The 23,255-nt window shown below is 43.7% G+C and carries 25 protein-coding genes; 11 read left to right on the top strand and 14 right to left on the bottom strand.

All coding sequences use genetic code 11. The features are described from left to right. Positions 1–17: 17 nt before the first annotated feature. The gene (locus GOL65_RS15795; RefSeq protein WP_140919621.1) at positions 18–917 is read right to left on the bottom strand and encodes a diaminopimelate dehydrogenase; all 900 of its coding nucleotides are present in this window, start codon (positions 915–917) and stop codon (positions 18–20) included. Positions 918–1,310: 393 nt separating this feature from the next. Here GOL65_RS15795 and GOL65_RS15790 point away from each other — a divergent pair, with 393 nt between their 5' ends. The 6 genes from GOL65_RS15790 to GOL65_RS15765 all read left to right on the top strand — a co-directional run bounded on the left by GOL65_RS15790 (position 1,311) and on the right by GOL65_RS15765 (position 8,490). Beyond that, on the top strand, positions 1,311–2,639 hold the full coding sequence (locus GOL65_RS15790; RefSeq protein WP_140919620.1) for an MATE family efflux transporter: 1,329 nt from the start codon (positions 1,311–1,313) through the stop codon (positions 2,637–2,639). Positions 2,640–3,399: 760 nt separating this feature from the next. Then, positions 3,400–3,792: a VOC family protein gene (locus tag GOL65_RS15785; protein ID WP_140919619.1), complete on the top strand. Its 393-nt coding sequence runs from the start codon at positions 3,400–3,402 to the stop codon at positions 3,790–3,792. Between the two features lie 149 nt (positions 3,793–3,941). Beyond that, on the top strand, positions 3,942–4,589 hold the full coding sequence (gene grxB / locus GOL65_RS15780) for a glutaredoxin 2 (RefSeq protein WP_140919618.1): 648 nt from the start codon (positions 3,942–3,944) through the stop codon (positions 4,587–4,589). 171 nt (positions 4,590–4,760) lie between these two features. Further along, entirely contained in the window at positions 4,761–5,456 is a 696-nt protein-coding gene (locus GOL65_RS15775; protein WP_140919617.1) for a pirin family protein, read from the top strand. 408 nt (positions 5,457–5,864) lie between these two features. After that, positions 5,865–6,941, top strand: coding sequence for an HlyD family secretion protein (locus GOL65_RS15770; protein WP_140919616.1), 1,077 nt, complete (start codon positions 5,865–5,867; stop codon positions 6,939–6,941). Beyond that, entirely contained in the window at positions 6,925–8,490 is a 1,566-nt protein-coding gene (locus GOL65_RS15765; RefSeq protein ID WP_140919615.1) for a DHA2 family efflux MFS transporter permease subunit, read from the top strand. The genes GOL65_RS15770 and GOL65_RS15765 overlap by 17 nt, the downstream gene beginning before the upstream one ends. Positions 8,491–8,603: 113 nt before the next feature. Here the strand turns inward: GOL65_RS15765 and GOL65_RS15760 are convergent, their stop codons facing one another. Further along, positions 8,604–9,164 carry a recombinase family protein gene (locus GOL65_RS15760; protein ID WP_140919614.1) on the bottom strand — a complete coding sequence of 187 codons (561 nt, stop codon included), beginning with the start codon at positions 9,162–9,164 and terminating at the stop codon, positions 8,604–8,606. An 85-nt stretch (positions 9,165–9,249) separates the two neighbouring features. Here GOL65_RS15760 and GOL65_RS15755 point away from each other — a divergent pair, with 85 nt between their 5' ends. Then, complete coding sequence (locus GOL65_RS15755; RefSeq protein WP_140919613.1) at positions 9,250–9,702, top strand: phage tail protein; 453 nt, start codon at positions 9,250–9,252, stop codon at positions 9,700–9,702. Positions 9,703–10,112: 410 nt separating this feature from the next. Here GOL65_RS15755 and GOL65_RS15750 read toward each other — a convergent pair whose 3' ends face one another. The 8 genes from GOL65_RS15750 to GOL65_RS15720 form a co-directional block, all read right to left on the bottom strand. Beyond that, positions 10,113–10,859 (bottom strand): phage tail protein, encoded by a 747-nt coding sequence (locus tag GOL65_RS15750; protein WP_140919612.1) that lies wholly within the window; start codon positions 10,857–10,859, stop codon positions 10,113–10,115. 236 nt (positions 10,860–11,095) lie between these two features. Beyond that, positions 11,096–11,971, bottom strand: a complete 876-nt coding sequence (locus tag GOL65_RS15745) for a right-handed parallel beta-helix repeat-containing protein (protein ID WP_140919611.1) — start codon at positions 11,969–11,971, stop codon at positions 11,096–11,098. After that, complete coding sequence (locus GOL65_RS15740) at positions 11,968–13,089, bottom strand: hypothetical protein (RefSeq protein WP_179038450.1); 1,122 nt, start codon at positions 13,087–13,089, stop codon at positions 11,968–11,970. Before GOL65_RS15740 ends, GOL65_RS15745 begins: the two co-directional genes overlap by 4 nt. Before the next feature lie 35 nt (positions 13,090–13,124). After that, on the bottom strand, positions 13,125–13,277 hold the full coding sequence (locus tag GOL65_RS22645; RefSeq protein ID WP_456152042.1) for a hypothetical protein: 153 nt from the start codon (positions 13,275–13,277) through the stop codon (positions 13,125–13,127). Continuing rightward, entirely contained in the window at positions 13,216–13,641 is a 426-nt protein-coding gene (locus GOL65_RS15735; RefSeq protein WP_140919609.1) for a hypothetical protein, read from the bottom strand. The genes GOL65_RS22645 and GOL65_RS15735 overlap by 62 nt, the downstream gene beginning before the upstream one ends. Continuing rightward, entirely contained in the window at positions 13,638–14,063 is a 426-nt protein-coding gene (locus GOL65_RS15730; protein ID WP_140919608.1) for a lysozyme, read from the bottom strand. Before GOL65_RS15730 ends, GOL65_RS15735 begins: the two co-directional genes overlap by 4 nt. After that, positions 14,053–14,370, bottom strand: a complete 318-nt coding sequence (locus GOL65_RS15725) for a phage holin family protein (protein ID WP_168189653.1) — start codon at positions 14,368–14,370, stop codon at positions 14,053–14,055. Before GOL65_RS15725 ends, GOL65_RS15730 begins: the two co-directional genes overlap by 11 nt. Before the next feature lie 452 nt (positions 14,371–14,822). Next, positions 14,823–15,182 (bottom strand): antiterminator Q family protein, encoded by a 360-nt coding sequence (locus tag GOL65_RS15720; RefSeq protein ID WP_140919607.1) that lies wholly within the window; start codon positions 15,180–15,182, stop codon positions 14,823–14,825. A 139-nt stretch (positions 15,183–15,321) separates the two neighbouring features. On the opposite strand from GOL65_RS15720, the gene GOL65_RS15715 reads away from it, so the two are divergent. From GOL65_RS15715 to emrB, 4 genes are all read left to right on the top strand, one after another. After that, positions 15,322–16,038, top strand: coding sequence for an XRE family transcriptional regulator (locus GOL65_RS15715; RefSeq protein ID WP_140919606.1), 717 nt, complete (start codon positions 15,322–15,324; stop codon positions 16,036–16,038). A gap of 292 nt (positions 16,039–16,330) precedes the next feature. Continuing rightward, positions 16,331–16,837 carry a transcriptional repressor MprA gene (gene mprA / locus GOL65_RS15710; RefSeq protein ID WP_140919605.1) on the top strand — a complete coding sequence of 169 codons (507 nt, stop codon included), beginning with the start codon at positions 16,331–16,333 and terminating at the stop codon, positions 16,835–16,837. 169 nt (positions 16,838–17,006) lie between these two features. Next, the gene (emrA, locus tag GOL65_RS15705; RefSeq protein ID WP_140919604.1) at positions 17,007–18,173 is read left to right on the top strand and encodes a multidrug efflux MFS transporter periplasmic adaptor subunit EmrA; all 1,167 of its coding nucleotides are present in this window, start codon (positions 17,007–17,009) and stop codon (positions 18,171–18,173) included. An 8-nt stretch (positions 18,174–18,181) separates the two neighbouring features. After that, positions 18,182–19,735 carry a multidrug efflux MFS transporter permease subunit EmrB gene (emrB, locus tag GOL65_RS15700; RefSeq protein WP_140919670.1) on the top strand — a complete coding sequence of 518 codons (1,554 nt, stop codon included), beginning with the start codon at positions 18,182–18,184 and terminating at the stop codon, positions 19,733–19,735. A gap of 66 nt (positions 19,736–19,801) precedes the next feature. Here emrB and GOL65_RS15695 read toward each other — a convergent pair whose 3' ends face one another. From GOL65_RS15695 to garL, 4 genes are all read right to left on the bottom strand, one after another. Beyond that, positions 19,802–19,999, bottom strand: a complete 198-nt coding sequence (locus GOL65_RS15695; RefSeq protein ID WP_140919603.1) for a hypothetical protein — start codon at positions 19,997–19,999, stop codon at positions 19,802–19,804. A 220-nt stretch (positions 20,000–20,219) separates the two neighbouring features. Next, positions 20,220–21,362, bottom strand: a complete 1,143-nt coding sequence (locus GOL65_RS15690; protein ID WP_140919602.1) for a glycerate kinase — start codon at positions 21,360–21,362, stop codon at positions 20,220–20,222. An 89-nt stretch (positions 21,363–21,451) separates the two neighbouring features. Further along, positions 21,452–22,336: a 2-hydroxy-3-oxopropionate reductase gene (gene garR / locus GOL65_RS15685; RefSeq protein WP_140919601.1), complete on the bottom strand. Its 885-nt coding sequence runs from the start codon at positions 22,334–22,336 to the stop codon at positions 21,452–21,454. 80 nt (positions 22,337–22,416) lie between these two features. After that, entirely contained in the window at positions 22,417–23,184 is a 768-nt protein-coding gene (garL, locus tag GOL65_RS15680) for a 2-dehydro-3-deoxyglucarate aldolase (RefSeq protein ID WP_140919600.1), read from the bottom strand. Between the last annotated feature and the right edge of the window lie 71 nt (positions 23,185–23,255).

Genomic DNA, 23,255 nt, shown 5'->3' with positions numbered 1-23,255 from the left:
CTAAACGTTAAGCTGTATTACACCAGACGCTCAATCAGCTTATCCGTTTCCCCTTGCAGGAAATGAATCGGAGCGACTTCGATTACCGTATAAGCGCCACTGCCTAATTTAGTGGTAGCCCGGGCAGCAGAAACTAAAAACTGTGAGGTTAATGCCGGGTTGTTGATACGCATTGAATATTCAAACAGTTGATTTTGAGTTTCGCCCGATACGCCTTTGTGGGTTAAATGCACGCCGTGTCCCATATCTTTCAGGTTATCAACGCAATCAACCTGCTTAACGTGAGTCTCGTCCGAAGCAAAATAGTCATCGGCCTTCAGCGTTTTTTCTACCGTGGCAAAGTCAGCGCCCTGCTCCAGCTCAATATAAACCAGACGGCGATGTACCCCGGTTCCCATTGGTACCGTTACGGATAGTGCTTCTTTAACACCAGAAATAGCTCTGGCAGCCACCGAGTGGCCCATGCTCATACCCGGTCCAAAGTTGGTATAGGTGATTCCTTTTGGTGCCATCGCCAGCATCAGAGTACGCACGATGGAATCAGAACCCGGATCCCAACCTGCTGCTACAACGGATACCGCATTGTTAGCTTTGGCGATAGGGTCCAGCGTATTTTTTAAATCAACAATCTGGGAGTGAACATCAAAGCTGTCTACGGTATTTATACCTTTCGCCAGAATTTTTTGAGCTATTTGCTTAATTGCCCGGGTTGGTGAACAAAGAATGGCCACATCAACATTGTCTAATTTATCAATGTCGTCCACCACCTGATAAGCCGCCAGCTCTGCTAATGGCTCACCCGCGCTACGACGTACTACACCAGCAATTTCAAAATCATCTGCCGCGTTCAGGGCTTCAATCGCATATTTACCAATATTTCCATAGCCGACAACGGCCGCTCTAATTTTTTTAGTCATGGTTATCCCTGTCTCAGTTATTGTTTTAATCTTGCCGTGCTCCTTCTTCCACTAACCTAAATGATTAACAAAAGAAAAACCGCTTTAGACTTTAACCAATGTTATCAAATATTCCAAAGCAGAATTAATACTCTGGTTTTATTTAATCAAAATTAATTTTATCTGGCCGCCCTCTTCGCCAGAAAAGCTATGCTTTGACAGTCCGAAATAATACCCCTATTCAGGGAGTAAATATGCGCCATTTCAGACCAGCATTTTTAGTTTAAAAAATTATCACTCTGTTAGAGACTATTGGTTGAACAATGTTACAATACGCCGCGTTGTTTCCCCTTCTCACCTGAGTTGAACTTCCGTTTTAACGTTTATCTGATAAAAAAGTATTAGGATTTTTTAATGCATCACCATGATGTTACAGAGCGCTCATTATTTTCTCTGAGCTGGCCGATCTTCATCGATCTGTTTTTACACTTTTCGACGCTGCTGATTAATACCTATATGGTCAGCCAGGTGTCTACCGCCTATCTTGCTGCGATGGGGCCCGGTAACCTGGTTTTCGATATGTGTATTACCATATTCAGCTTTATCAGCGTTGGGTGTAGCGTTGTTATTGCTCAGTATCTGGGTGCTCGCCATACGGATATGGCAAAGAAAGCCATTCATATTTCTATTGCGTTTAACTTTGTACTGGGTCTGTTCTGTGCGGGTGCCATCTTCTTCTTTGGTTACAAAGCGCTAAATATTATGAATATGCCGGAACATCTGATGACAGATGGCTTCAACTATTTGCATATTCTGGGTATTTGTCTGATCCCTGAAGCGGTTTCGTTGATTCTGGCTGCCTGTCTGCGGGTTTATGGCAAGTCTAAAGCCGCCATGTACGTAACGCTGATTGTAAATATTATTACTATTATCGGTAATATTCTGGCGCTGTATGTTTTCGATGCCGGTCTGGTGGGCGTAGCCTGGTCAACGGTATTTGGTCGCGTTATCTGTATTATTTTGCTGGCCTGCTTATTGAATTACGGCTTACGCATTCGCTTTGAAATAAAACTATTTTTCCACTGGTCTAAAGATCAACTGGGGAAAATTCTGCGCATTGGACTACCGGCTGCCGGTGAGAATATGGTGTGGATTCTGCAATATATGACCGCTAATGCCTTTATCGGCCTGATGGGTGAAACCTCTCTGGCGGCACAAACCCTTTATTTCCAGATAGCGTTATTTGTCATGCTGTTTGGTATTTCCGTCAGTATTGGTAATGAAATTTTTGTTGGTCATCTGGTGGGAGCTAAACGCTTCGAGGATGCCTATCGTCAGACATTTCGCAGCCTGAAGCTGGGGGTTGGCGTTACCATTCTGGTGGTGATTGGCTTCTGGCTGGCAGATGTGCATATTCTGCACTTCCTGTCGAAAGATGATGGGATTAATAAGCTGCTGCTGCCGCTGTTTTTACTTTCAGTATTCCTGGAGCCGGGCAGAACCTTCAATATCGTGATGGTAAACGCCCTGCGGGCATCCGGCGATGCCACCTTCCCTCTATATACCGCTATCTTCTTTATGTGGTGTGTATCAATTCCGGTGGGTTATTTCCTTGGTATTACCATGGAAATGGGTCTGGTGGGGATCTGGATCGGCTTTATGTGCGATGAGTGGCTGCGCGGCCTGGCTAATACCTGGCGTTGGAAATCAAGAAAATGGCAGGCCAAACGGCTTAATATTTAGTCTGTCACGTCTGAAACAGGCTTACTCTGATTAATTCAGGGTAAGCCTGCCATTCCGGACATATCAACAAAGCGTTTTATTTATTTCCTAAAAGTACGACTTCACCACCAGCACTTCTATTTTCTTTCCCGTCTGATAGCGTGGGCTTAGCATTTCCTGCGATATAACCCAGTTTTACGTATTATAAGCGTAAAAGTTTCGTAAAACTGATTTAGCTCTATTGAACAATTTCCTCTAAATGTAATGATTGATGCATGTTCACTCGCTCAGGAATATCAACATGCTTAAGAAGACACTGTTTATTTTATTATTAGCGGTATCGTTCTGCGCATCTGCAGGGCCGAGGGATCATCGAGACTATCGCGGTTATAAAAGTTATCCAAAGCATTATAATTACAACCGGCAGAAGCAATATCGTGCTCCATCCCACTATAACTACAAAAGTTATTATAATCACCGCTATAACCATCGGTACAATCCCGGTATCAGCTTTCAATATCGCTATAACCTGAATAACTATCGCCCGGCATATAAAGGTAATTATCGTCCGGCTAATCGACCAGGTTCATACCACCATCGCGGTGGTCGGCCGTCACATCTCCGTTAATGCTGTTATATCCAAGAGCCTGAATCACTACGTCAGGCTCTTTGTTCACCAGCCTGCTTCACAATTCCAATATTCTTGCCCTTCCTGAATAGATTTTCGTTATTCTTTTGCCATAATTTTATTACTGACCGCATAAACAGACAGGATTGTATTATGGTTAAATTCGGATACACCATTGTCTATGTCGACGATGTTGAGAAAACGCTTCACTTCTTCAATGAAGCCTTCAATATGAAAACCCGTTTTTTACACGATACCGGGGCTTATGGCGAGCTGGATACCGGTGAGACCATTCTGGCATTTGCCTCTCATGAATTGGGCCATGGCCATTTCCCTGACGGTTATATACAGGCCGGTAGCTCAGAAAAACCATTGGGTATTGAAATTGCACTGGTGACAACAGATGTTCAAACCACTCACAATGCCGCCATTGTTTATGGTTCTACCGAGCTAAAAGCACCAACGGTGATGCCTTGGGGGCAAACCGTCTCTTATGTCAGGGCACCGTCCGGAATTCTGCTGGAATTATGTAGCCCGATGTCCTGACTGCTGGCGGCAAATCTGCCGCCGGTCTTCTATTCTGCTTACCGATTTTCTCTTTTCGATTAACCAGACAGGTAAGATAATAATGGCATCCATTTTCATTCTGGGTTAAACCTATACTATCCCCTGATTCTGCTGGCTAAGGATATATTATGAAACTCTATGTCTATGACCATTGCCCTTTCTGCGTGAAAGCACGCATGATATTTGGCATCAAAAAGATCCCTTTTGAGCTGGTAACTTTATTGAACGATGATGAAGAAACCCCCATCCGCATGATTGGCCAAAAAATGGCACCGATTCTTGAAAAAGACGATGGCAGTTACATGCCAGAAAGTATGGATATCGTGCACTATGTGGATGAAACATTTGGCACACCGGCCTTAACCGGTAAAACCAACCCGGCCATTGCCGACTGGTTAAAGCAGGTTTCTCCTTATCTCAACAAGCTACTGATCCCTCGCTATGCTCAGGCTGACTTCTGTGAATTCAGAACACCATCCGCCCGCCAGTATTTCAGCCATAAAAAAGAAGCCATGATTGGTAACTTTGCTGAAGCACTGACACAAACGCCGGAACTGGTTAAACAGTTAGAGCAGAACCTTGCCCAACTGGAAAAACTGATTCAATCACCGGGAGCCTGTAACGGTGAGCTGTCGGTAGATGATATTCACCTGTTTCCATCAATCCGGGGAATCTCCATTGTGAAGGGTGTGAAATACCCGCCTAAAGTCGATGCTTATCGTAAAGAGATGTCGAAAATATCTGGCGTTAACCTGCTGGACAGTATCGCTCAGTAATTTTGCTATTCGAAACGGCATCCGGCGATTGTTGTCTCGCCGGATGCTTTATACCACCGGCAGTAAAACCCATTTTAATCGTTCAATTTTTTTGAATATCTGAGTGACTTTTTTCCGCTTTTTATCTTTGTGCTATCGACTAAACTGTTTAAAACGTTAAGGAGGTTTCACATGATTTATTTACGTAAAGCTGATGTACGCGGCCATGCCAATCACGGCTGGCTTGATAGCTGGCATAGTTTCTCTTTCGCTGACTACTACGATCCTAACTTTATGGGATTCTCTGCACTACGAGTCATCAACGAAGACAGAGTAGAAGCGGGTCAGGGTTTCCCAACCCATCCACATAAAGATATGGAAATACTCTCTTATGTTCTGGAAGGTACCATTGAACATCAGGACAGTATGGGAAACAAAGAGCGTGTTCCTGCGGGTGATTTTCAGATTATGAGTGCCGGTACCGGCGTTCGCCACTCAGAATACAACCCGAGTGATAGCGAGCCACTGCACTTCTATCAAATCTGGATTATTCCCGATCGCAAGGACATTACGCCACGTTATGAGCAAAAGACCTTTGCTGACAAGCATGCACGTCAACTGGTTCTGTCTCCTGATGCCCGTGATGGCTCTTTAAAAGTCTATCAGGATATGGAGCTATGGCGCTGGACGCTGGATGCCAAAGAAAAAGCTGAATTCAGTATCAAAGAAGGACGCCGTATCTGGGTACAAGTAGTCAAAGGTGAAGTAGAGATCAATGGTGTTCAAGCCTCAGAGAGTGACGGTATCGCTTTGTGGGATGAATCAACCATGAATATTACCGTTCATAGCGATAGTGAAATTTTGGTATTTGATTTACCTAAAGTTTAATATCTTGAAACAACTGGTTTGCCATTAATGATTATTTTCTATCATTAATGGCAATTCCATTTCATAGCTAAAAAATAATCATTTAATTTATTATTCAAAAATCAAATAAACCCCTTTCAAATCCCACTGGTTAGCTACCAAATAAGTTACCATAAAAAACTATACAATTACTTATAAAAACCAAGGTATTACTTAGTAATATCTAGCTAACTATATAATTAAAATAGAATTTATAGCCATACTTATTGACATCCATCACGTTAAATATTATTAATAGCGCCGAATGAGAAATACTTAATATCAATTATTTTTAAGTACCTTTTGGATAATAAAAAATAAGAAACACCTTATTTATTCGTCAGGTAATTAGCAAAGGAATTTCGTTTTAACAAAGGGAACAAAATCAGCATGTCGCCCGACAACAACACAATATCGTCAACAACAACCAATACGAAAATAAACAAGAATAATAAGAAGAAAGTATTCACACTTTATATATTATTGTTGTTTATCATCGGGCTGTCTTCCTTTGGTTATTACTGGTTTTTTCTGAAAGATTATGAAAGTACCGATGACGCTTTTATTGATACCAATATTGCAAAAGTATCTGCCGCCGTACCTGGCCGGGTAGATCGTATTCTGGTGGAAGATAATCAGTATGTAGAAGCTGGTAGTGTGTTAATTGAACTTGATGCCCGCGACTATCAAAATCTGCTAAATAAAGCTATTGCAGCCCAGAACGTCGCATTAGCACAGACGCCACAGCTACATAATCAAATTGAAGCGCTGGAAGCTAACTTAAAACAGACTCAGGCTAACGTGAAATCTGCAGAGGCTGAGTATCAGCGAGATAAAGATGACTATGACCGCTATCAAAAATCTCAGCAAACCTGGAGTCAAAGCCAGCTCAGTATGCAGCATGCGGCATTTAAAGCCAGCGCGGGTCGGTTAGATGCCGCACGTCAGTCCGTAATTTATAACCAGGCGCTACTCAATAAAGGTAAAGCCGCGCTGGAAGAAAACAACGCCCAGCTAAAACAGCTGGAAGTCGAAATTGAAAATGCAAGATTACAGCTTTCCTATACTAAAATTATTGCGCCACAAAGTGGACATGTCACCAAACGCAGCGTGGAACTGGGAAGCTATATCGATCCGGGCAGAACTCTGCTATCAGTGGTTTCAAATAACGTCTGGATAACCGCAAACTTTAAAGAAACCCAGCTCGCCAATATGCGCCCGGGGCAAGAAGTGGAAGTCTCAATTGATGCCTATCCTCAATATAAGTACAGCGCCAGAATAGACAGCATTCAGCGGGGAACAGGCCCGGTATTCAGCATGCTACCGGCAGAAAATGCCACCGGTAACTATATTAAAGTAGTTCAACGTGTACCGGTAAAAATCCTGTTTACTGACCCAAGAATTAATGACGCCGAGCATCCTTTGTCTCCCGGTATGTCGGTAGTGCCTAATGTCCACATCAAATAATAGCAGCACGGCGCACCTCCCCCGCTCCGCTGCCGGAAACCGCAGCCCGTGGCTAATGGCTATTATCGCCTCTATTGCCACATTTATGGAGCTGCTGGACTCCACCATTGCCAACGTTTCGCTTTATCATATTTCAGCCTCGCTTAGCGTTTCCTACAGCGAATCGCTGTGGGTATTAACCAGCTATATTGTCGCTAACGCATTAGTGCTACCGATGAGCGGTTGGTTGTCCAATACTATTGGTCGAAAGCGTTACTATATGTTGAGCATTGCCGGATTTACTATTGGCTCTCTGCTCTGCAGTATCGCCACCAGTATTGAGTTCTTAATTATTGCCCGAGTACTGCAAGGCTTGAGTGGCGGCGGACTGGCGCCGGTTGAACAATCGATGATCACCGACTCATTTCCAATAGAGAAACGCCCGCATGCTTTTGCACTGTATGGCATTACCATTCTGGTTGCTCCAGCTATCGGACCTTTTGTGGGCGGCTGGTTAACAGAAAATATGTCCTGGCATTGGATCTTCTTAATCAATGTGCCGATTGGTATCGTCTCTCTGATACTCAGCTATTATTTCATCGTAGAACCACCACTTCTGAAAGAAGAGCGTAAACAACGCAAACTGCAAAAAAGTAATATCGATTACGTCGGTATTTCACTGGTGATTATCGGATTTGGTACCTTACAGCTGTTTCTTGACCGATATGAAATCAACGATGGATTCTCTTCCAGCTTCATTTGCACCATGGCTGTTACCGCTGCGGTTTCTCTCAGTTTTTTGGTGATATGGGAATGGTTCCATCCTCAGCCGATTATGGATATCCGATTGCTGCGTCATCGCAACTTTACCATCAGCAGCCTGATCATCTTCTTAATCGGCTTTCTCAGCTATAGCACCACTCAGGTCCTGCCACAAATGACACAGGAACTGTTTAACTACACGGCAGCTATTGCCGGCGTGATGTTGGGCATCGGCGGTCTTCTGGTGATTGTGCCTATGGCAATCGTCGGTGCGATTACTAATAAAATAGCTTATCCGCAATGTTTAGTGGTTGTTGGCCTGTTGGGTACCGCGATTTCAACCTGGCATATGTCGCAAATGACACTAAGCGTTGATTTCGCCACCTTCGTGTGGGCCCGACTGTTGCAGGTGATCTGGTTCCCGGTGATGTTAATTCCGGTAAGCCTGCTGGCCTATGAAGGACTCCCGGCTAACAAAAGTAACGAAGCCGCCGCTTTTGCTGCTCTGATGCGTAATATCGGCGGCAGCGTTGGCCTGACATTAATGGCAAACATGCTCCACAGCCGAACCAATATGCATTACAGCCGCATTAGCGATCGGGTTACTGAAAGTGTTGATTTAAGCGTATCGCTGGAAAACATAAAAGAGATCGCCTTCGCTCAAGCTCGCCTGCTTAGCTACCTGGATATTTTCTACCTGATGGCAGCTGTGTGCCTGATATTTATCCCACTGGCATTTTTGTTTAAAACACCAAAGAAAGGTAAAAAGAAAGGGAGTTGTGATGTGGGGTATGGGCATCATGTTTGAATAAAATTAAAAAAATAGAGACAATATATACAGATAGTAAAATAATATGGCGTGATATTTATATCTCCTATCTTTATGAAAAAATTATAGTTCTATTTTCACTGAACAAAATATTATTGTCTGGCATTCGATGCTGGTAAATATTTATAAATAGTTGCGAGGCTGACATTATAAATTAACGCCAGCTCCTTACGAGAGTGCCCTTTATCCAATAATCTCTGTGACTGTTCTATCTGTACAGAAGATAATCTCCTTGGGCATTCCCCAATTCTTCCTTGAGTCCGAGCAACAGCCAATCCCGCCAGCGTACGTTCAACTATCAATTCTCGTTCCATCTCAGCCAAAGCTGACATTACATGAAAAAAGAACCGACCGGCAGCACTACTGGTATCAATATTATCGGTAATACTCTTAAAATGTCCCCCACGAGTTTTTAAATCAGCAACTAAAGTTATCAAGTGCCGAACACTTCGTCCAAGCCGATCTAACTTCCATACAACCACCGTATCACCAGTTTTAACCCTTTTTAATAGCTTTTTTAATCCTGGTCGTTCAGACTTAGTTCCACTAATTTTATCTTCAAAAATCAGCTCACAATTTGCACGATTAAGCGATTCTCGCTGTAAATCGGTCTGTTGGTCATTTGTTGACACTCTGACATATCCAATTAGCACCCATTTTTCCCCTTATCATCTTTGTAGAGGATAGTCTCAAATATGAGAGGAGGAAAAAAGATATATTCTTTAAAACCTTGGTTTAATGGAATCGTGTTTTTTACCTATTGGTGTCCCCATTCCATATCCGTCAGCGACATTGCCATTTGGTTATCTGAAATGCAATGGCACCACGTTTGATATAAAAAAGTATCCTAAGTTAGCACTTATTTACCCATCTGGTATTTTACCCGATTTAAGAGGTGAATTTATTCGAGGATGGGATGATGGGCCTGGCCGCACATTAATGTCTTTTCAGACTGATACTATTCAAAATATAGAGGGAGTATTTGGAAGAACCCAATTGCTTGAGCATGGCGTTCAATCTGGAGCATTCCGACAAATGGATACTTTACAATCTGTAGGATTAACTTTATCCACAGGATCAACTGGGTATGGTGCACCAAATTGGTCTTTTGATGCGTCCCGTGTCGTCAGAACAGCAAATGAAACTCGTCCTCGTAGCGTTGCGTTTTCATATATAGTAAGAGCTCAGTGATTTTAAATAATTATTTAACCTAATAATAAATGGTACTTGTATCGTTTATTACTCAATAAAAAATATGATACAAGTACCGAGTCTCAGTTAATTTATATTTGATTGTATAGACCATTTTATATCAAATGCTGTAAATGTATCAAATACGTTTACAGCGTCAATATAATTAAGCCATTCATCAAATTATATTTTTCTTCTTTAATAAGCTATTTATTAGCCATTTTAAAGACCACTATTCTTTATAATCTCATTAACTTAGATAGTTAGATGCTTTCTGCACTCTTAATTAGTTTATATAACCATATAGGCAAGCCTGTAGAATTAGGCTAAGCTATTACATCGTCATATTCATGCTTAAACTCAATTAGATAAAATGCAGTTTTTTAGCTAGATACATGTAATTTATTTTGTTAATAGCCCACAGCAATATAATAGACAGAAACCTCATTCGTTCCTGAACCAGAACGATAGCACCTAAAAAGAGCATTACTGACAACATAAACAGATGTAGCCCCTACTACCACTGGGGAGTGTCCAGTATGGGTAGTTGTCACAGCCAGACATTTATTAGGAAAAGCAATCGGAAAACTGTTTAGAGCACCAGCTTCGATAGAACCCGAGCCTGCACTCTTACAGCATCCCCATTGTATGATTATTCCCGATGGTAGTTTTTGCCATCCAAACTCTAAGTTCGATGATTTGAAAAACGACATGTCTGGAATTTGAGCTTCACTATTTCCAATTTTTCGTGTTGCAGCCTTTTCTGATAAACCAAGGTTTTTCAGAACTTCCACAGGATCGCTAACATCAGATAAATTCGCACTTTTACTTAATGCATTAGTAACAACATCCTGGCTAGCTTGCAAAGCAGCATTATGAGCTGATTTAACTGCTTTAGAAGTCGCTGCAATATTTTCATCATCACTGTTAATCGCATTACTTAATTTCACAATTCCAGATTCAGTGAAAGAAGATGCCGATGGAGTAAAGTATTTCTTTAATACATTATTATTAACCGATTTATCAATAATGCCCTGGCGAATAAGCAGCAGATCTTCTGTACTTAAATCCGTTGCAGCTGGTAATTCAGATAGTGTCATTTTCTTTTCATCTAATAATGCTAGCAATGCTTGTTCTTGTTCGGTTGTTAAAGCCATTTAATGCTCCTTTATAATTATATTCACTCTAAAAAAGACACACTGAAGCATGCCAATAACCAGATAATAAACTTATCTAAAGCTTGGTTATCTGAAGATTGGTCGGCGAAATATAAGTTAATTGATAAATATTACCTGATTGAACTACATACTGATTGGTATCATTAACAGTACCCGATCTGACTTTAACGTATCCAACACCAGAGGTAATAGTAAGCGTAAAAGTAACCATTAGGTTATTTGATGATGCCCCCAGGAAACATCATAGTTCCAGACGACGTGAAACCAATATGAATAGCATCATATACATCAGACATATACCATGTTCCAATGCCTCGATTATCAATATAACAACGTCGACCAACAATACGACTTGAATCCCCAACTAAGCGCAAACTACTGTCGTTTTCAGGAAGATAGGTCTGATGCAAATCATTAAGAACATAATCAACTGTTGAATAATCTGTAGTAATATTCCTTGCCTTACAATTTTTACGAAATAAAAATGGAATTTGCTTATAAACCGTAGGGTCTGAATTATATGTTTGGATATTTGAAAGACTCGTTTTTCCGCAAGCGATACCATATTTTTGAGTAACTGCATTTCGCCCATTATCATAAATAATAGCATTTACAATCTGCTGCTCTCCATTCTCCTGAACGGTGATACCATTACCAGCATTTCGTCCAAAGGTTCCTGAAATAATCACCCCATGGCTGCCGCTCATATCAACAAATCCATCATCTCCGTTAAACTCAAATGTGTCATCAAATTTGGCATCATGCTTAAGCAATGGAAAACCAGCAGCGGTTAAACTACCACAATTAAATGTCACACCACGGTAACCATTATTGCTGTATGTATTATTGCAAGATCTGATTTTATGAGCTGACGCTTCAAAACGAGCACCATCCATCAAGTTATATTGGAAATTACACCCTTCAATAACGAAATTATCTATTGCGGTATGGCACATCAATCCATGCATCCGAGCTTTTAGCCCGTTGCCATTTAGAATCCATACGTTACGCAATAAATTATTTATTCCCCCAGAGTCAGCTACTGGTTCAGTGTGAATATTATGACCAACCGTTGCGGCTTGAGAATTCATGTTCTCAGTGGAGCCTGAGTTCTGTACATCAAAATCAATAATACGAATTGAATCCCATGAATGGGAACAATTCCCGATTGCCAGCAGTGATGAACACCTTTAGCAATAATAGTAATATTATTGGGAATGCCTTCTGTCAGATTCGATACACCATCTTGCTCATAATGGCGGACAATAATTCCATGTCCAGGATAATGGTCAATACCATCAATGACTATTTCCAGATATTTACATCCTGCCCCAATACGCACAGCACAATCATCAATATAAATTGATGGCATAACCGTATTCTGCATATTTCCCTGAATAATGGGGAAATGAATTCTTCCGGTACTATTAAGCACAACAATTGCAGTAATACGAGCAACGCCTACAGGTAACGTAAATGTAGCCTGGCTAAAATCAGCTTCACCGGAAAAACCATCAATCTTCAAAATATAGTTATAGGTCATCCATGATTTAAAATTACCAACAGGACGATTTAAATTTTTCAGGTGATAATGACCGGTTACCGGTGCTATTTTTACCTTTGCGTCAAACAATCGTTGTAGTGCTAATGTATCGGTCTCAGCATCGCAACCTCGCGCACCGAAATCTTCCGGAACAAATGCATTTTTTAACGATTTCCAGCGAGCACCATTAGAGATAATAATATTTCCACCATTATCTAAACTATGTTGATCGCCAGCATCATAATAAAAATACCCACCACCACCAACGCTATCAGCATAATAATTTGCTACTTCGATTTTTTGTCCATGGTGAGTCGGCGTAATAGTTCTTAAGACTTCAATTGATGGACAACAACCAACTAATTTAGCACCATCATATGCAGCTAACTCTTCACGCAACTGGATATCAGCAACCCAGTTCACAAAATCCTCTTCAGAACCAATATGACCTGAATTTAGCCATGTTTGATAAGCGCTATCTCCCTTTGGGCCCGGTTCACCCGTAATCCCCGTTGCTCCTGTATCGCCCTTATCACCTTTATCTCCTTTATCTCCTTTTTCGCCCTGCTGTTGCGCTAAATGAAAAATAAGGGTATTAGTTTCGGTATCCCACTGGGCAGTCGTTAAATCTTCAGTAGATTGAAATTCCGGAATATTAGTCAACATAGTTATCCCAAACATAATCAAAATAGTATGTCCTCTCAATGAGTACCCAAAATCCTCTGAATCCCATTAATTTGTCTATTACATTGCTCAATAACGGCGAAAAGCTCGGCGATATAACCAGGATAATCACCGTAATGTTGAACCTGGTATTCCGGTACCAGACAAAGCTTGAACAGACTTGTTGGCACCGGCAGCGGTGGCGTTGACTTCGGCGGCTCGCTCACGCAGCCGCTGAGTAACAGCATCAGGAACGGGAACAGCAACGCAGGGACTCTCCAGTTGGCTTTGTACCAGTGCCCGTTGCAATGCTGCAGTACGTTTTTCACTCTGTTGTTTTTGCTCTGCAACACCATCCATCACCTCCTGGATTTGCATGTACTGGGTCCTGATTTTGGCTGAATAGGCCCGTTCTTCTGCTAACGCCACCACTGCCTGTTGCTTCTCATTTCTTAGCTGATTGAGCTGGTGACTCAACCAACGGCAATAAAACAGCAACATCACAATGCATAAAGCCGCTAATGCGGCAGTAATCCATTTACTGGTAAAACTCATGACTCAAACATCCGTTTTTCCAGACGGCGTCGACGCTCTAACCCGCCCAATCGTTTTCCATTGGCATACACCCAACGGGAAAACTCTTCAGCAGCGCCGGTGTAATCTCGCTGGTTAAGCTTGCGTAACAGGGTTGAAGTGCTAAGCGCTCGTGTTCCACAGTTAAATGCGAAAGAAACCAACGCATCGAACTGTCCCTGAGTTAAAGGAACTCGAACAATTTTTTGAATATCCTGTTCTACACGAACCAAATCGGCCTTCAGATAACGTTCCGCCTGCATCTGGCTAATCTGATCCCCGGATTTAACACCTGCGGTATGGCCATAGCCGATAGTCCAGACGTTTGCCGGGCAGAGATATGCTTTTAGCTGGCAGGATTCGAAAGACTTAATGTGGTCCACACCATGCTGACTAGTTATCATGATTTCCTCCATGGACCCGCTTCAGAAAGCGCTTCTCCAGGGTTTTAATAAACTCCGCACCAGACCAGCCGGATAATCCTGCAATACCACCGGCAAATTCAGCTGCCCAGTGATAGTAATTGGCAGCCAGCAATACCAACGCACCGGCGAAGATAGCCACGATGGCTTGCAGAAGAAGGATCGACCAGCGAAACTCTTCACCATTAAGGATTCGATAGGCATAGCTGGCGATAGCACCCAGCAAAGTCATAATCAGTACGAGTAAGTAGCTAAATAAACTGAAGTTTTCAGGCTCTTTTATTGGCATTTATTCTTTCAACTCCTAAACGGGAGAAATAAAAAAGCCCCGCAAAGCGGGGCTAAATTTGACAGATTGATACGTCACACATGGTTAATGTACGGCATCCTGTGGTTTAACAATTTTTGTTAATAAGTACCAGGGCTGTTGACGGACAGCATTTATGACACCTTTTGCCATTCGGGCTTGTTTTCCATTTGTGCTTATTCGTATCAAATAAGGCCACAAAACAATGCTCCATAGGTGATAAAAACAAAAATGCCCGCATTCAATAGCGGGCATTTGTGGAAGCACTCTTTGGATACAACTTTGTGACTTTATACTGCTTACTATACCTGATAATCAGATTAAATCAACACCTTTTATTTGTTTTAACAACTTTATTTATGGGGAGCTTAAAAATGAAAAGTGCCGCCTTTTGGCAGCACATAAACGTAGAAATCAAACTTAAAAAGATGACATCAGACAGAAACCGCCTCTCCCGTTTGAACAAAAATTTGTCCGGCAATAAAAGCTTCCGCTACTCTTAAAATCCCAGAGATATAGCTCTGGGCCTTACCCAGTTGCTTCGCTAATTTCGACTGACTAATTCGGTAAACATAGTGTGCAATCACTAACTTATAAGCTAACTGGTCATAATGACGAAGTCCGGCAACAGCAGAATCAACCACCATGCCCTGCTCATCATCAGTGCGAAAAAATGTCGAACTGCTGTCCGGTAAAACAGACTGGAAAGTGACATTTACTTTGGAATATTCAGTGCCGACATTACAACGAGCCCAGTTGCCCCACATCTCTAAAGTTGTCTTGATATTGTGCATTTATCCCCCCGGACATTAACAACAATTGGTTGTGAAGCTATAGTAATCGAAAATTAAAGGTTGATCAACATATATTAGTTGTTATAGTAGAACTATATTTAGTTGTCATATCCACCATTTATCTATTATGAGAATCACTATGCAGACGTTAGCAGAACGCGTTGCAAAGCGGCGCGAACAGTTGGGTTTAAGTCAAAAAACCCTGGCAGAAAAGATTCAGGTCAGCCAACAATCAATTAATAAAATTGAATCGGGGCAGACCCGGTCGCCACGTAATTTGGACAGACTGGCAGAAGCGTTAGATGTCAGCCCACAATGGTTGTTATTTGGTGATGAATCGGTTCCCATTAAGTCCGTTGATATCTACGACAGTGAAATCAAGGCCAGCAGCCTACGGGTTGAAGAATGGGAATCAATGAATCGCGACAAAGACGAATTCGTCGAAGTCTCAATGTTGAATGTGGAAGCAGCCTGTGGCGATGGTGCAATGGCGGATAATGAGCATGAAATCTATGCCCTGCCGTTTCGCCGATATACTTTGCGTAGAATGGGAGTTAATGCCCGCAATGCGCGAGTTGTTCGGGTTATCGGTAATAGTATGGCGCCAATGTTACGTAGCGGAGATGTGGTAGGTATCGATACTGCCAACAATTCAACTATTATTGATGGCGATCTGTACGCTATCCGGGATGGTAATCTGATCAGAGTAAAGCAACTGATCCCTCGTCCGGACGGTGGGATGATCATTAAAAGCTTTAACAACACAGATTATCCCGATGAGCAGCTAACCAGAGACGAATTTGAACAACGCATTCATATTATTGGGCGTGTTTTCTGGTCATCCACGCTTTGGTAAGCAAAAAGTTTTATATATCTAAAAAAAGCCTGTTCAGATCACAAATCTGTCAGGCGCAACCCATCAATACTTTTAACTGCCTACTCCACAAACCGCGTGATTATTGCCTTATTCACTATCTATACAATAACAGATAAAAAATATTATAAAAAAAACATTGTCAAAGCGTTGTATAAATGGGCTTAATTAATCCGATTAAACTAATAAACACCACGTTACAATATTTGAAATATTTACTTATGGGTATTATCAACGTTATTATTATGCAACGCTAACGAGGAGAATGTAGCACATGGAAAGTTCATTTTCGCCTACTGAAAGTATTTTAAGCCTGTACGCAACAACACAGGAAGAGTTTCCGCGCCAGGAAATCCAGTTAACCCGTCTTAGCATGCATACCCACTCAAAGTTACTTGAATATCGTAATAAGAATTTCAAGGCTCAGGGGATAAATGAAACGCTATTTATGGCGTTGGTCATATTAAATGCACAAAAAGACAAATCAATTCAACCATCTGAATTAAGTCTGGCTCTCGGCTCGTCCAGAACTAATGCTACCCGCATTGCTGACGATCTGGAGAAAAAAGGATGGATCGTTCGTAAAGAGAGTGGCAAGGACCGCCGTTGTCTGCACCTGTTTCTGACTCAAGCCGGACAGGACTTTCTTAGCGGTATGTTCCCGCAGCAACATGCTAATTTAATTAAAATTTGGGACGTTTTCTCTGAAGAAGAACGCGCTCAACTTGAATCATTAAATCGCAAACTGCTTACCCGCCTGGAAACTATCGATCACGCCTGATTGTTAATGCTGTAATTTAGCTAAATATGCGATCCCATCGTATACTGCTAAATTACAGCAGTTTATCACTGCCTTATTGCACAAAATACCCATAAACTATAGCGCTGAATTTCAGGGTAACTGAATGGCTTCATACCATTCAGGGCAAACTTATTTGAGGTAGAACCAAATGTCCGCGGAAACGCTCTCCCCGCAACCAAGAAACAAAAAGCAAACTCGTAAGCTGGCAATGGCAATAGCATCTGTGCTGTTTATCATTATTGGCGCGGGTTATGCCATCTACTGGTTTGTGGCGTTACGTCATCATCAAACAACTGACGATGCTTATGTGGCCGGTAATCAGATTCAGATTATGGCCCAGATAGCCGGAAACGTAACCACTATCCATGTGGATAATACCGATCGGGTAAAACAGGGAGATGTTCTGCTTACGCTGGACCCAACGGACGCACAGCAAGCCTTTGAGCGCGCAAAAACCGCGCTGGCAAATAGCGTACGTCAAACTCATCAACTCATTATTAATAACCGCCAGTTTCAGGCTAATATTGAGCTGAAGAAAACCGCACTGAATCAAGCTACAGCAGATCTGGTACGCAGAGAAACTCTGGGTAAAGCGGCAGCCATTGGTAAAGAAGAGCTGCAACATGCCAGAGACGCGGCCATCAGCGCTCGTGCTGAACTGGAAGTGGCATTACAGCAATATCAGGCCAACAACGCACTGGTGCTTAATACTCCACTCGAACAGCACCCTTCGGTACTGCATGCTTCATCTCAGCTGCGGGATGCCTGGTTAACCTTACAGCGCACTAAGGTAGTTTCCCCTATAAATGGTTACGTTTCACGCCGCAGCGCTCAGGTTGGCTCACAAATCGCTGTGGGTACTCCGCTAATGGTGATTGTACCAGCCGATCAAGTTTGGGTTGATGCTAACTTTAAAGAGACCCAACTGGCTAATATGCGCATTGGCCAGCCGGTCCAGATTACCAGTGACTTCTATGGTGATGATGTGGAATATACCGGTACTGTCGCCGGACTGGATATGGGAACCGGTAGCGCCTTCTCTTTACTTCCGGCACAAAACGCGACCGGAAACTGGATTAAAGTAGTACAGCGCCTGCCGGTACGTATTGAGCTTGACCCACAACAGGTTGCACAGCATCCGCTGCGTATTGGTCTGTCAATGGAAGTCACTGTAGATACTGCCGATCAAAATGGATTGGTACTGGCTGAAAAACCACGTCAGGGAGTCGCCTATGAAACTAATGCGCTCACTTATGACCTGACGCCGGTGAATACATTGATTACCGATATTATCCATGCCAACGCTGGCAACTGATGCCAAACATGAATAACGCACCGCTAAAGCCCCTTGAAGGGGCTCAATTAGGTTGGATCACACTGGCTCTGGCACTGGCTACATTTATGCAGGTGTTGGATTCAACCATCGCCAACGTGGCTATTCCAACTATTTCTGGCGATCTGGGCTCATCCCTTTCTCAGGGTACATGGGTTATCACCTCTTTTGGTGTAGCTAACGCTATCTCCATTCCATTAACCGGTTGGTTTGCTAAACGCGTCGGTGAAGTTCGCCTGTTTATGGCTTCCATTACGCTGTTTGTGGTAGCTTCATGGCTATGCGGAATGTCACACAGCCTGGAGATGCTTATTATTTCCCGGGTTATTCAGGGGCTGGTGGCCGGGCCGATTATGCCACTGTCGCAAAGCCTGCTGCTAAATAACTATCCTCCGCTCAAGCGCAGTATGGCGCTGGCTCTCTGGTCAATGACGGTAACGGTAGCACCTATTTTTGGGCCAATACTGGGAGGCTGGATTAGCGATAACTACCACTGGGGATGGATTTTCTATATTAACGTTCCGGTCGGTATCGCTGTGGTTATCATTACCTGGGGTATCTTAAAAGATCGGGAAACACCAACGGAAATCCGACCTATTGATACTGTTGGGCTGGTATTGCTGGTGGTAGGGATTGGCTGCTTCCAGATGCTGCTTGACCGGGGCAAAGAGCTGGACTGGTTCCACTCAACTGAAATCATCGTGTTATCAGTGGTAGCCGTTGTGGCGATCACCTTCCTGATTATTTGGGAGCTAACCGACGACCACCCGATAGTGGATTTATCGCTGTTTAAATCGAGAAACTTCACCATAGGGTGCCTGTGTATCAGTCTGGCATTTATGCTTTATATCGGTTCAATTGTGTTACAGCCACAGCTATTGCAAGTGGTATATGGTTATACCGCCACCTGGGCAGGCCTGGCAGCTGCACCAATTGGATTAATTCCGCTATTATTAGCGCCGATCATCGGTAAATATGGTCCTAAAATCGATTTACGTCGACTGGTTACCTTTAGCTTTATTGTGTATGCCGGTTGCTTCTACTGGCGTGCCTATACCTTTGAACCAGCAATGGACTTTGCCGCCGTGGCCTGGCCGCAGTTTGTACAGGGCTTTGCCATTGCCTGCTTCTTTATGCCGTTGACGACCATTACGCTTTCCGATGTGGAACCATCAAAAATCGCAGCAGCGTCCAGTCTGTCTAACTTTTTACGTACGCTGGCAGGTTCGGTAGGTACATCCATTACTACCACTTCCTGGACTCAAAGGGAGGCGTTGCATCATACCCGTTTAACTGAGGCCATTAACCCGCATAATCCGCTATCACTGCAGACCTATGAATCTATGGGGAAAATGGGTATGTCGCCGGAACAGATTAACGCTTATCTCAACAATCAGATAACCAATCAGGGGCTAATCATTTCTGCCAATGAGATCTTCTGGCTGTTTGGTGGAATCTTCCTGCTGTTACTGGTATTTGTCTGGTTTGCTAAACCGCCGTTTATTATTGGTGGCGGAGCTGCGCATCGGAGTGCTGAGCATTAACTATAAACAATAAACCTGTTGTTTATATTCTTATTTGTCTGAATAAAAAACAACCTGATGTCGTCGCTACACAGGTTGTTTTTTATTAATGGTCTTCTCTTCTGGTCTTATCCCTTGACCTTTCAGAGCACTGGAATTCAGCTGACGACTGAGAGAGGGTAGCACGCCAAACATGGATGTTTGGCGAGGCACTGCTTCGCCTGACAAAATTGCAGGAGCAATTTTGAACAGCACAACGTGCTGGCCCAGAGGGCCGAGCCTCATGGATGAGGCGAGTACTCCGAATCAGTGCCGGTGCGTAAACCCGAACGAAAGAGGAAGGGAGTCGCGCCCAGCGACCTGGATTCGGGTGCGAAGGCGCGGGGGTGCAGGGGGCGTTCGCCTTTTAACGCCCCTTGCTCGACCGTTGCACTGTAGTCAAATGAGACACTGCATTATTACGGGCGAAACTTACTCAAAACTAAATCATCTACAAATAAAACTATTATTTTGCAGACAATCCCAGGTGATACACCATCGCCACATTCCTGGCTGTCATCCTGACATTATCCGCCGCCTGAGCCAGCGCTTCATCCAACGAACTGATTTTATACAGCACGCTAAATGCCGCATCCAGACCGTGTTGATAGACAATATCCACATCGCTACTCAGGCTGCCTGCAATAGCAATCACGGGTTTATGATAACGTTTAGCCACTCTGGCTACCCCAATAGGGACTTTGCCGTTAACCGTTTGGCTATCAATCCGGCCTTCACCGGTAATCACCAGATCCGCTTCCCTAACCACCGCATCCAACCCAACGGCTTCGGTAACAATATCAATCCCCGGACGCAGTTCGGCACCAAGGAAAGCCAGTAAAGCAGCCCCCATACCGCCCGCAGCGCCTGCTCCCGGAACATCATTCACATCCAGCCCGAGATCGCGCTGAATAATTTTTGCGTAGTGAAGCAGGTTAGCATCCAGCTGTTCGATCATCTCTGGCGTTGCGCCTTTCTGTGGACCAAATATCGCTGAAGCGCCTTGAGTACCGGTTAATGGATTAGTTACATCACAAGCAACTTCAAACCGACAGTTGGCAATACGCTTATCCATCTGGCTAACATCAATACGATGTAAGCGGGCAAGCTCTGCACCACCAAATCCAATTTGTTGGCCGTTCTCATCAAGCAATTTAGCACCCAGTGCCTGAACCATCCCTGAACCACCGTCATTAGTAGCGCTGCCACCAATACCGATAATGCAGTGTTTTACACCGCTGTTAAGGGCTTCAACAATCAACTCACCCGTTCCAAAAGAGGTGGTTATCATTGGATTACGCTGACTGGCTGGAACTCGCTCAAGTCCACTGGCTGCCGCCATCTCAATAATGGCATAGCGCTCGTCACCGGATAGTCCTAAAAAAGCAGAGCCTCGTTCACCTAATGGATCGGTCACATCTACTGTAAGAACTTTTCCTGATGTCGCGGCTACCATCGCTTCTACTGTTCCTTCGCCCCCATCGGCAACCGGTAATTTTACATACTCGGCCTGTGGGAAAATCTCACGAAATCCAGCTTCAATCTGGGTCGCAACGTCCAGTGCGCTCAGACTTTCTTTGTAGGAATCCGGTGCGATGACTATTTTCATAACCTATCCATATATAAGATTATTGAATGACCAACGATAGATACGATATTTCTACCCGCCATTCACCTGTGAAGGCGGGCAAACGGTTATTACCGGGTAACTTCAACTTTAGCCAACTTCTCATAGTAACGGGCTAAAGCACAGTGGTCAGAAGTTCCCATATCATCAGCTTTCAGTGCTTGCATCATTTCCATCACTGCCGCAGTCAGTGGCAGTTGAGCACCAACACCGTGTGATGTATCCAGCGCGTTCGCCAGATCTTTAATATGCAGATCGATACGGAAACCAGGCTTAAAGTTACGATCCATTACCATCGGTGCTTTGGCATCCAGTACAGTGCTGCCCGCTAATCCACCACGAATGGCCTGATACACCAGATCCGGATTAACTCCCGCTTTGGTAGCCAGTACCAGCGCTTCAGACATAGCCGCAATATTCAGCGCAACAATCACCTGATTAGCCAGTTTGGTCACGTTACCGGCACCAATATCGCCAGTATGAACCACAGAGCCTGCCATCGATTTCATAATGTCAAAGCAGCTATCAAAAATTGCTTTATTACCACCAACCATGACGGACAGAGTGCCATCAATGGCTTTTGGCTCACCGCCACTCACTGGCGCATCCAGCATTTCTACGCCTTTCTCAGCCAGCGCTGCACAGATTTCACGGCTGGCCAGAGGAGCGATAGAGCTCATATCAATGACAATAGCGCCTTTTTTCGCACCTTCAATAACGCCGTTCTCTCCCAGAACAACCTCTTTTACCTGCGGTGAGTTTGGCAGCATGGTAATGATCACATCACTTTGCTCTGCTACCGCCTTTGGCGTTGCCGCAGAGGCCGCACCGGCAGCAACCACTTCAGCAATTGAATCCGCATTGCGATCCATTACCACTAATGAGTAACCTGCTTTCAACAGATTTTTGCTCATTGGTTTGCCCATAATCCCTAAGCCAATAAAACCGATTTTCATTACATATTCCTCATAGTTCGTTCTCAATCCTGTGGCACTCACCACAGAAGAAGGGGTAAAACAGAATTGTCGTCAGACAATTACTTATATTTGTCTTTCAGTGCCTGAGTGGCAGTACGGAAAACGCCAAGATCGCTGCCAACGGCAACAAACGTTGCGCCCCATTCAAGGTAGCGACGCGCATCTGCTTCAACCGGAGCCAGAATGCCGCAGGCTTTACCATGCGCTTTTGCACGGTCAAAAATATGACGGATAGTTTTTTGCACTTCCGGATGTCCTGCCTGACCTAAATAGCCCAGCGCAGCCGACAGATCGCTTGGTCCCACAAATATGCAGTCCACGCCATCTACCGCAGCAATCGCATCCAGATTATCTACGCCTTGCTGGCTTTCGATTTGAACCATCACGCTGATATTGTCGTTAATCTTGCTGAAGTAATCAGTTACGGTGCCATAACAGTTGCTGCGATGAGATACCGACACGCCACGAATACCCTGTGGTGGATAGCGGGTGGAAGCGACTGCCTGTAGTGCTTCTTCTTCAGACTCAACAAATGGGATCAGCAGGTTATGGAAACCAATATCCAGTAAACGCTTAATGGTGACCGGATCGTTCGACTGAGGGCGTACAATGGCTGCGCTATCGCTGCCTTTTAACGCCATCAGTTGAGGAATAAAAGTAGTTACGTCGTTTGGTGCATGTTCGCCGTCCAGCAGCAGCCAGTCAAAACCGGCGTAGCCCAGAACCTCGGTAGTAATCGGACTGGCAAGTGAAGCCCAGCAACCAATTAATGTTTTACCACCCAGGAGATCCTGACGAAATTGGTTAACAACGGTAGATTTAGACATCATGAATCCTTTTTATTATCTGCAGCGCAGTGGCTGGTGATTCAGTATTAATTGAGCCTGAGTGATAGCGT

Source organism: Limnobaculum xujianqingii (assembly GCF_013394855.1).
In the GTDB taxonomy this organism is placed as follows: domain Bacteria; phylum Pseudomonadota; class Gammaproteobacteria; order Enterobacterales; family Enterobacteriaceae; genus Limnobaculum; species Limnobaculum xujianqingii.
Note: the sequence above shows the minus strand (reverse complement) of the source record. Positions and strands in the feature narration are given on the sequence as shown.

Coding starts and splice junctions, on each gene's coding strand:
- GOL65_RS15795 (WP_140919621.1), bottom strand. CDS start 917: ATGACTAAAAAAATTAGAGCGGCCGTTGTCGGCTATGGAAATATTGGT.
- GOL65_RS15790 (WP_140919620.1), top strand. CDS start 1,311: ATGCATCACCATGATGTTACAGAGCGCTCATTATTTTCTCTGAGCTGG.
- GOL65_RS15785 (WP_140919619.1), top strand. CDS start 3,400: ATGGTTAAATTCGGATACACCATTGTCTATGTCGACGATGTTGAGAAA.
- grxB (WP_140919618.1), top strand. CDS start 3,942: ATGAAACTCTATGTCTATGACCATTGCCCTTTCTGCGTGAAAGCACGC.
- GOL65_RS15775 (WP_140919617.1), top strand. CDS start 4,761: ATGATTTATTTACGTAAAGCTGATGTACGCGGCCATGCCAATCACGGC.
- GOL65_RS15770 (WP_140919616.1), top strand. CDS start 5,865: ATGTCGCCCGACAACAACACAATATCGTCAACAACAACCAATACGAAA.
- GOL65_RS15765 (WP_140919615.1), top strand. CDS start 6,925: ATGTCCACATCAAATAATAGCAGCACGGCGCACCTCCCCCGCTCCGCT.
- GOL65_RS15755 (WP_140919613.1), top strand. CDS start 9,250: ATGGAATCGTGTTTTTTACCTATTGGTGTCCCCATTCCATATCCGTCA.
- GOL65_RS15750 (WP_140919612.1), bottom strand. CDS start 10,859: ATGGCTTTAACAACCGAACAAGAACAAGCATTGCTAGCATTATTAGAT.
- GOL65_RS15745 (WP_140919611.1), bottom strand. CDS start 11,971: ATGAATTCTCAAGCCGCAACGGTTGGTCATAATATTCACACTGAACCA.
- GOL65_RS15740 (WP_179038450.1), bottom strand. CDS start 13,089: ATGTTGACTAATATTCCGGAATTTCAATCTACTGAAGATTTAACGACT.
- GOL65_RS15735 (WP_140919609.1), bottom strand. CDS start 13,641: ATGAGTTTTACCAGTAAATGGATTACTGCCGCATTAGCGGCTTTATGC.
- GOL65_RS15730 (WP_140919608.1), bottom strand. CDS start 14,063: ATGATAACTAGTCAGCATGGTGTGGACCACATTAAGTCTTTCGAATCC.
- GOL65_RS15725 (WP_168189653.1), bottom strand. CDS start 14,370: ATGCCAATAAAAGAGCCTGAAAACTTCAGTTTATTTAGCTACTTACTC.
- GOL65_RS15720 (WP_140919607.1), bottom strand. CDS start 15,182: ATGCACAATATCAAGACAACTTTAGAGATGTGGGGCAACTGGGCTCGT.
- GOL65_RS15715 (WP_140919606.1), top strand. CDS start 15,322: ATGCAGACGTTAGCAGAACGCGTTGCAAAGCGGCGCGAACAGTTGGGT.
- mprA (WP_140919605.1), top strand. CDS start 16,331: ATGGAAAGTTCATTTTCGCCTACTGAAAGTATTTTAAGCCTGTACGCA.
- emrA (WP_140919604.1), top strand. CDS start 17,007: ATGTCCGCGGAAACGCTCTCCCCGCAACCAAGAAACAAAAAGCAAACT.
- emrB (WP_140919670.1), top strand. CDS start 18,182: ATGAATAACGCACCGCTAAAGCCCCTTGAAGGGGCTCAATTAGGTTGG.
- GOL65_RS15695 (WP_140919603.1), bottom strand. CDS start 19,999: ATGAGGCTCGGCCCTCTGGGCCAGCACGTTGTGCTGTTCAAAATTGCT.
- GOL65_RS15690 (WP_140919602.1), bottom strand. CDS start 21,362: ATGAAAATAGTCATCGCACCGGATTCCTACAAAGAAAGTCTGAGCGCA.
- garR (WP_140919601.1), bottom strand. CDS start 22,336: ATGAAAATCGGTTTTATTGGCTTAGGGATTATGGGCAAACCAATGAGC.
- garL (WP_140919600.1), bottom strand. CDS start 23,184: ATGTCTAAATCTACCGTTGTTAACCAATTTCGTCAGGATCTCCTGGGT.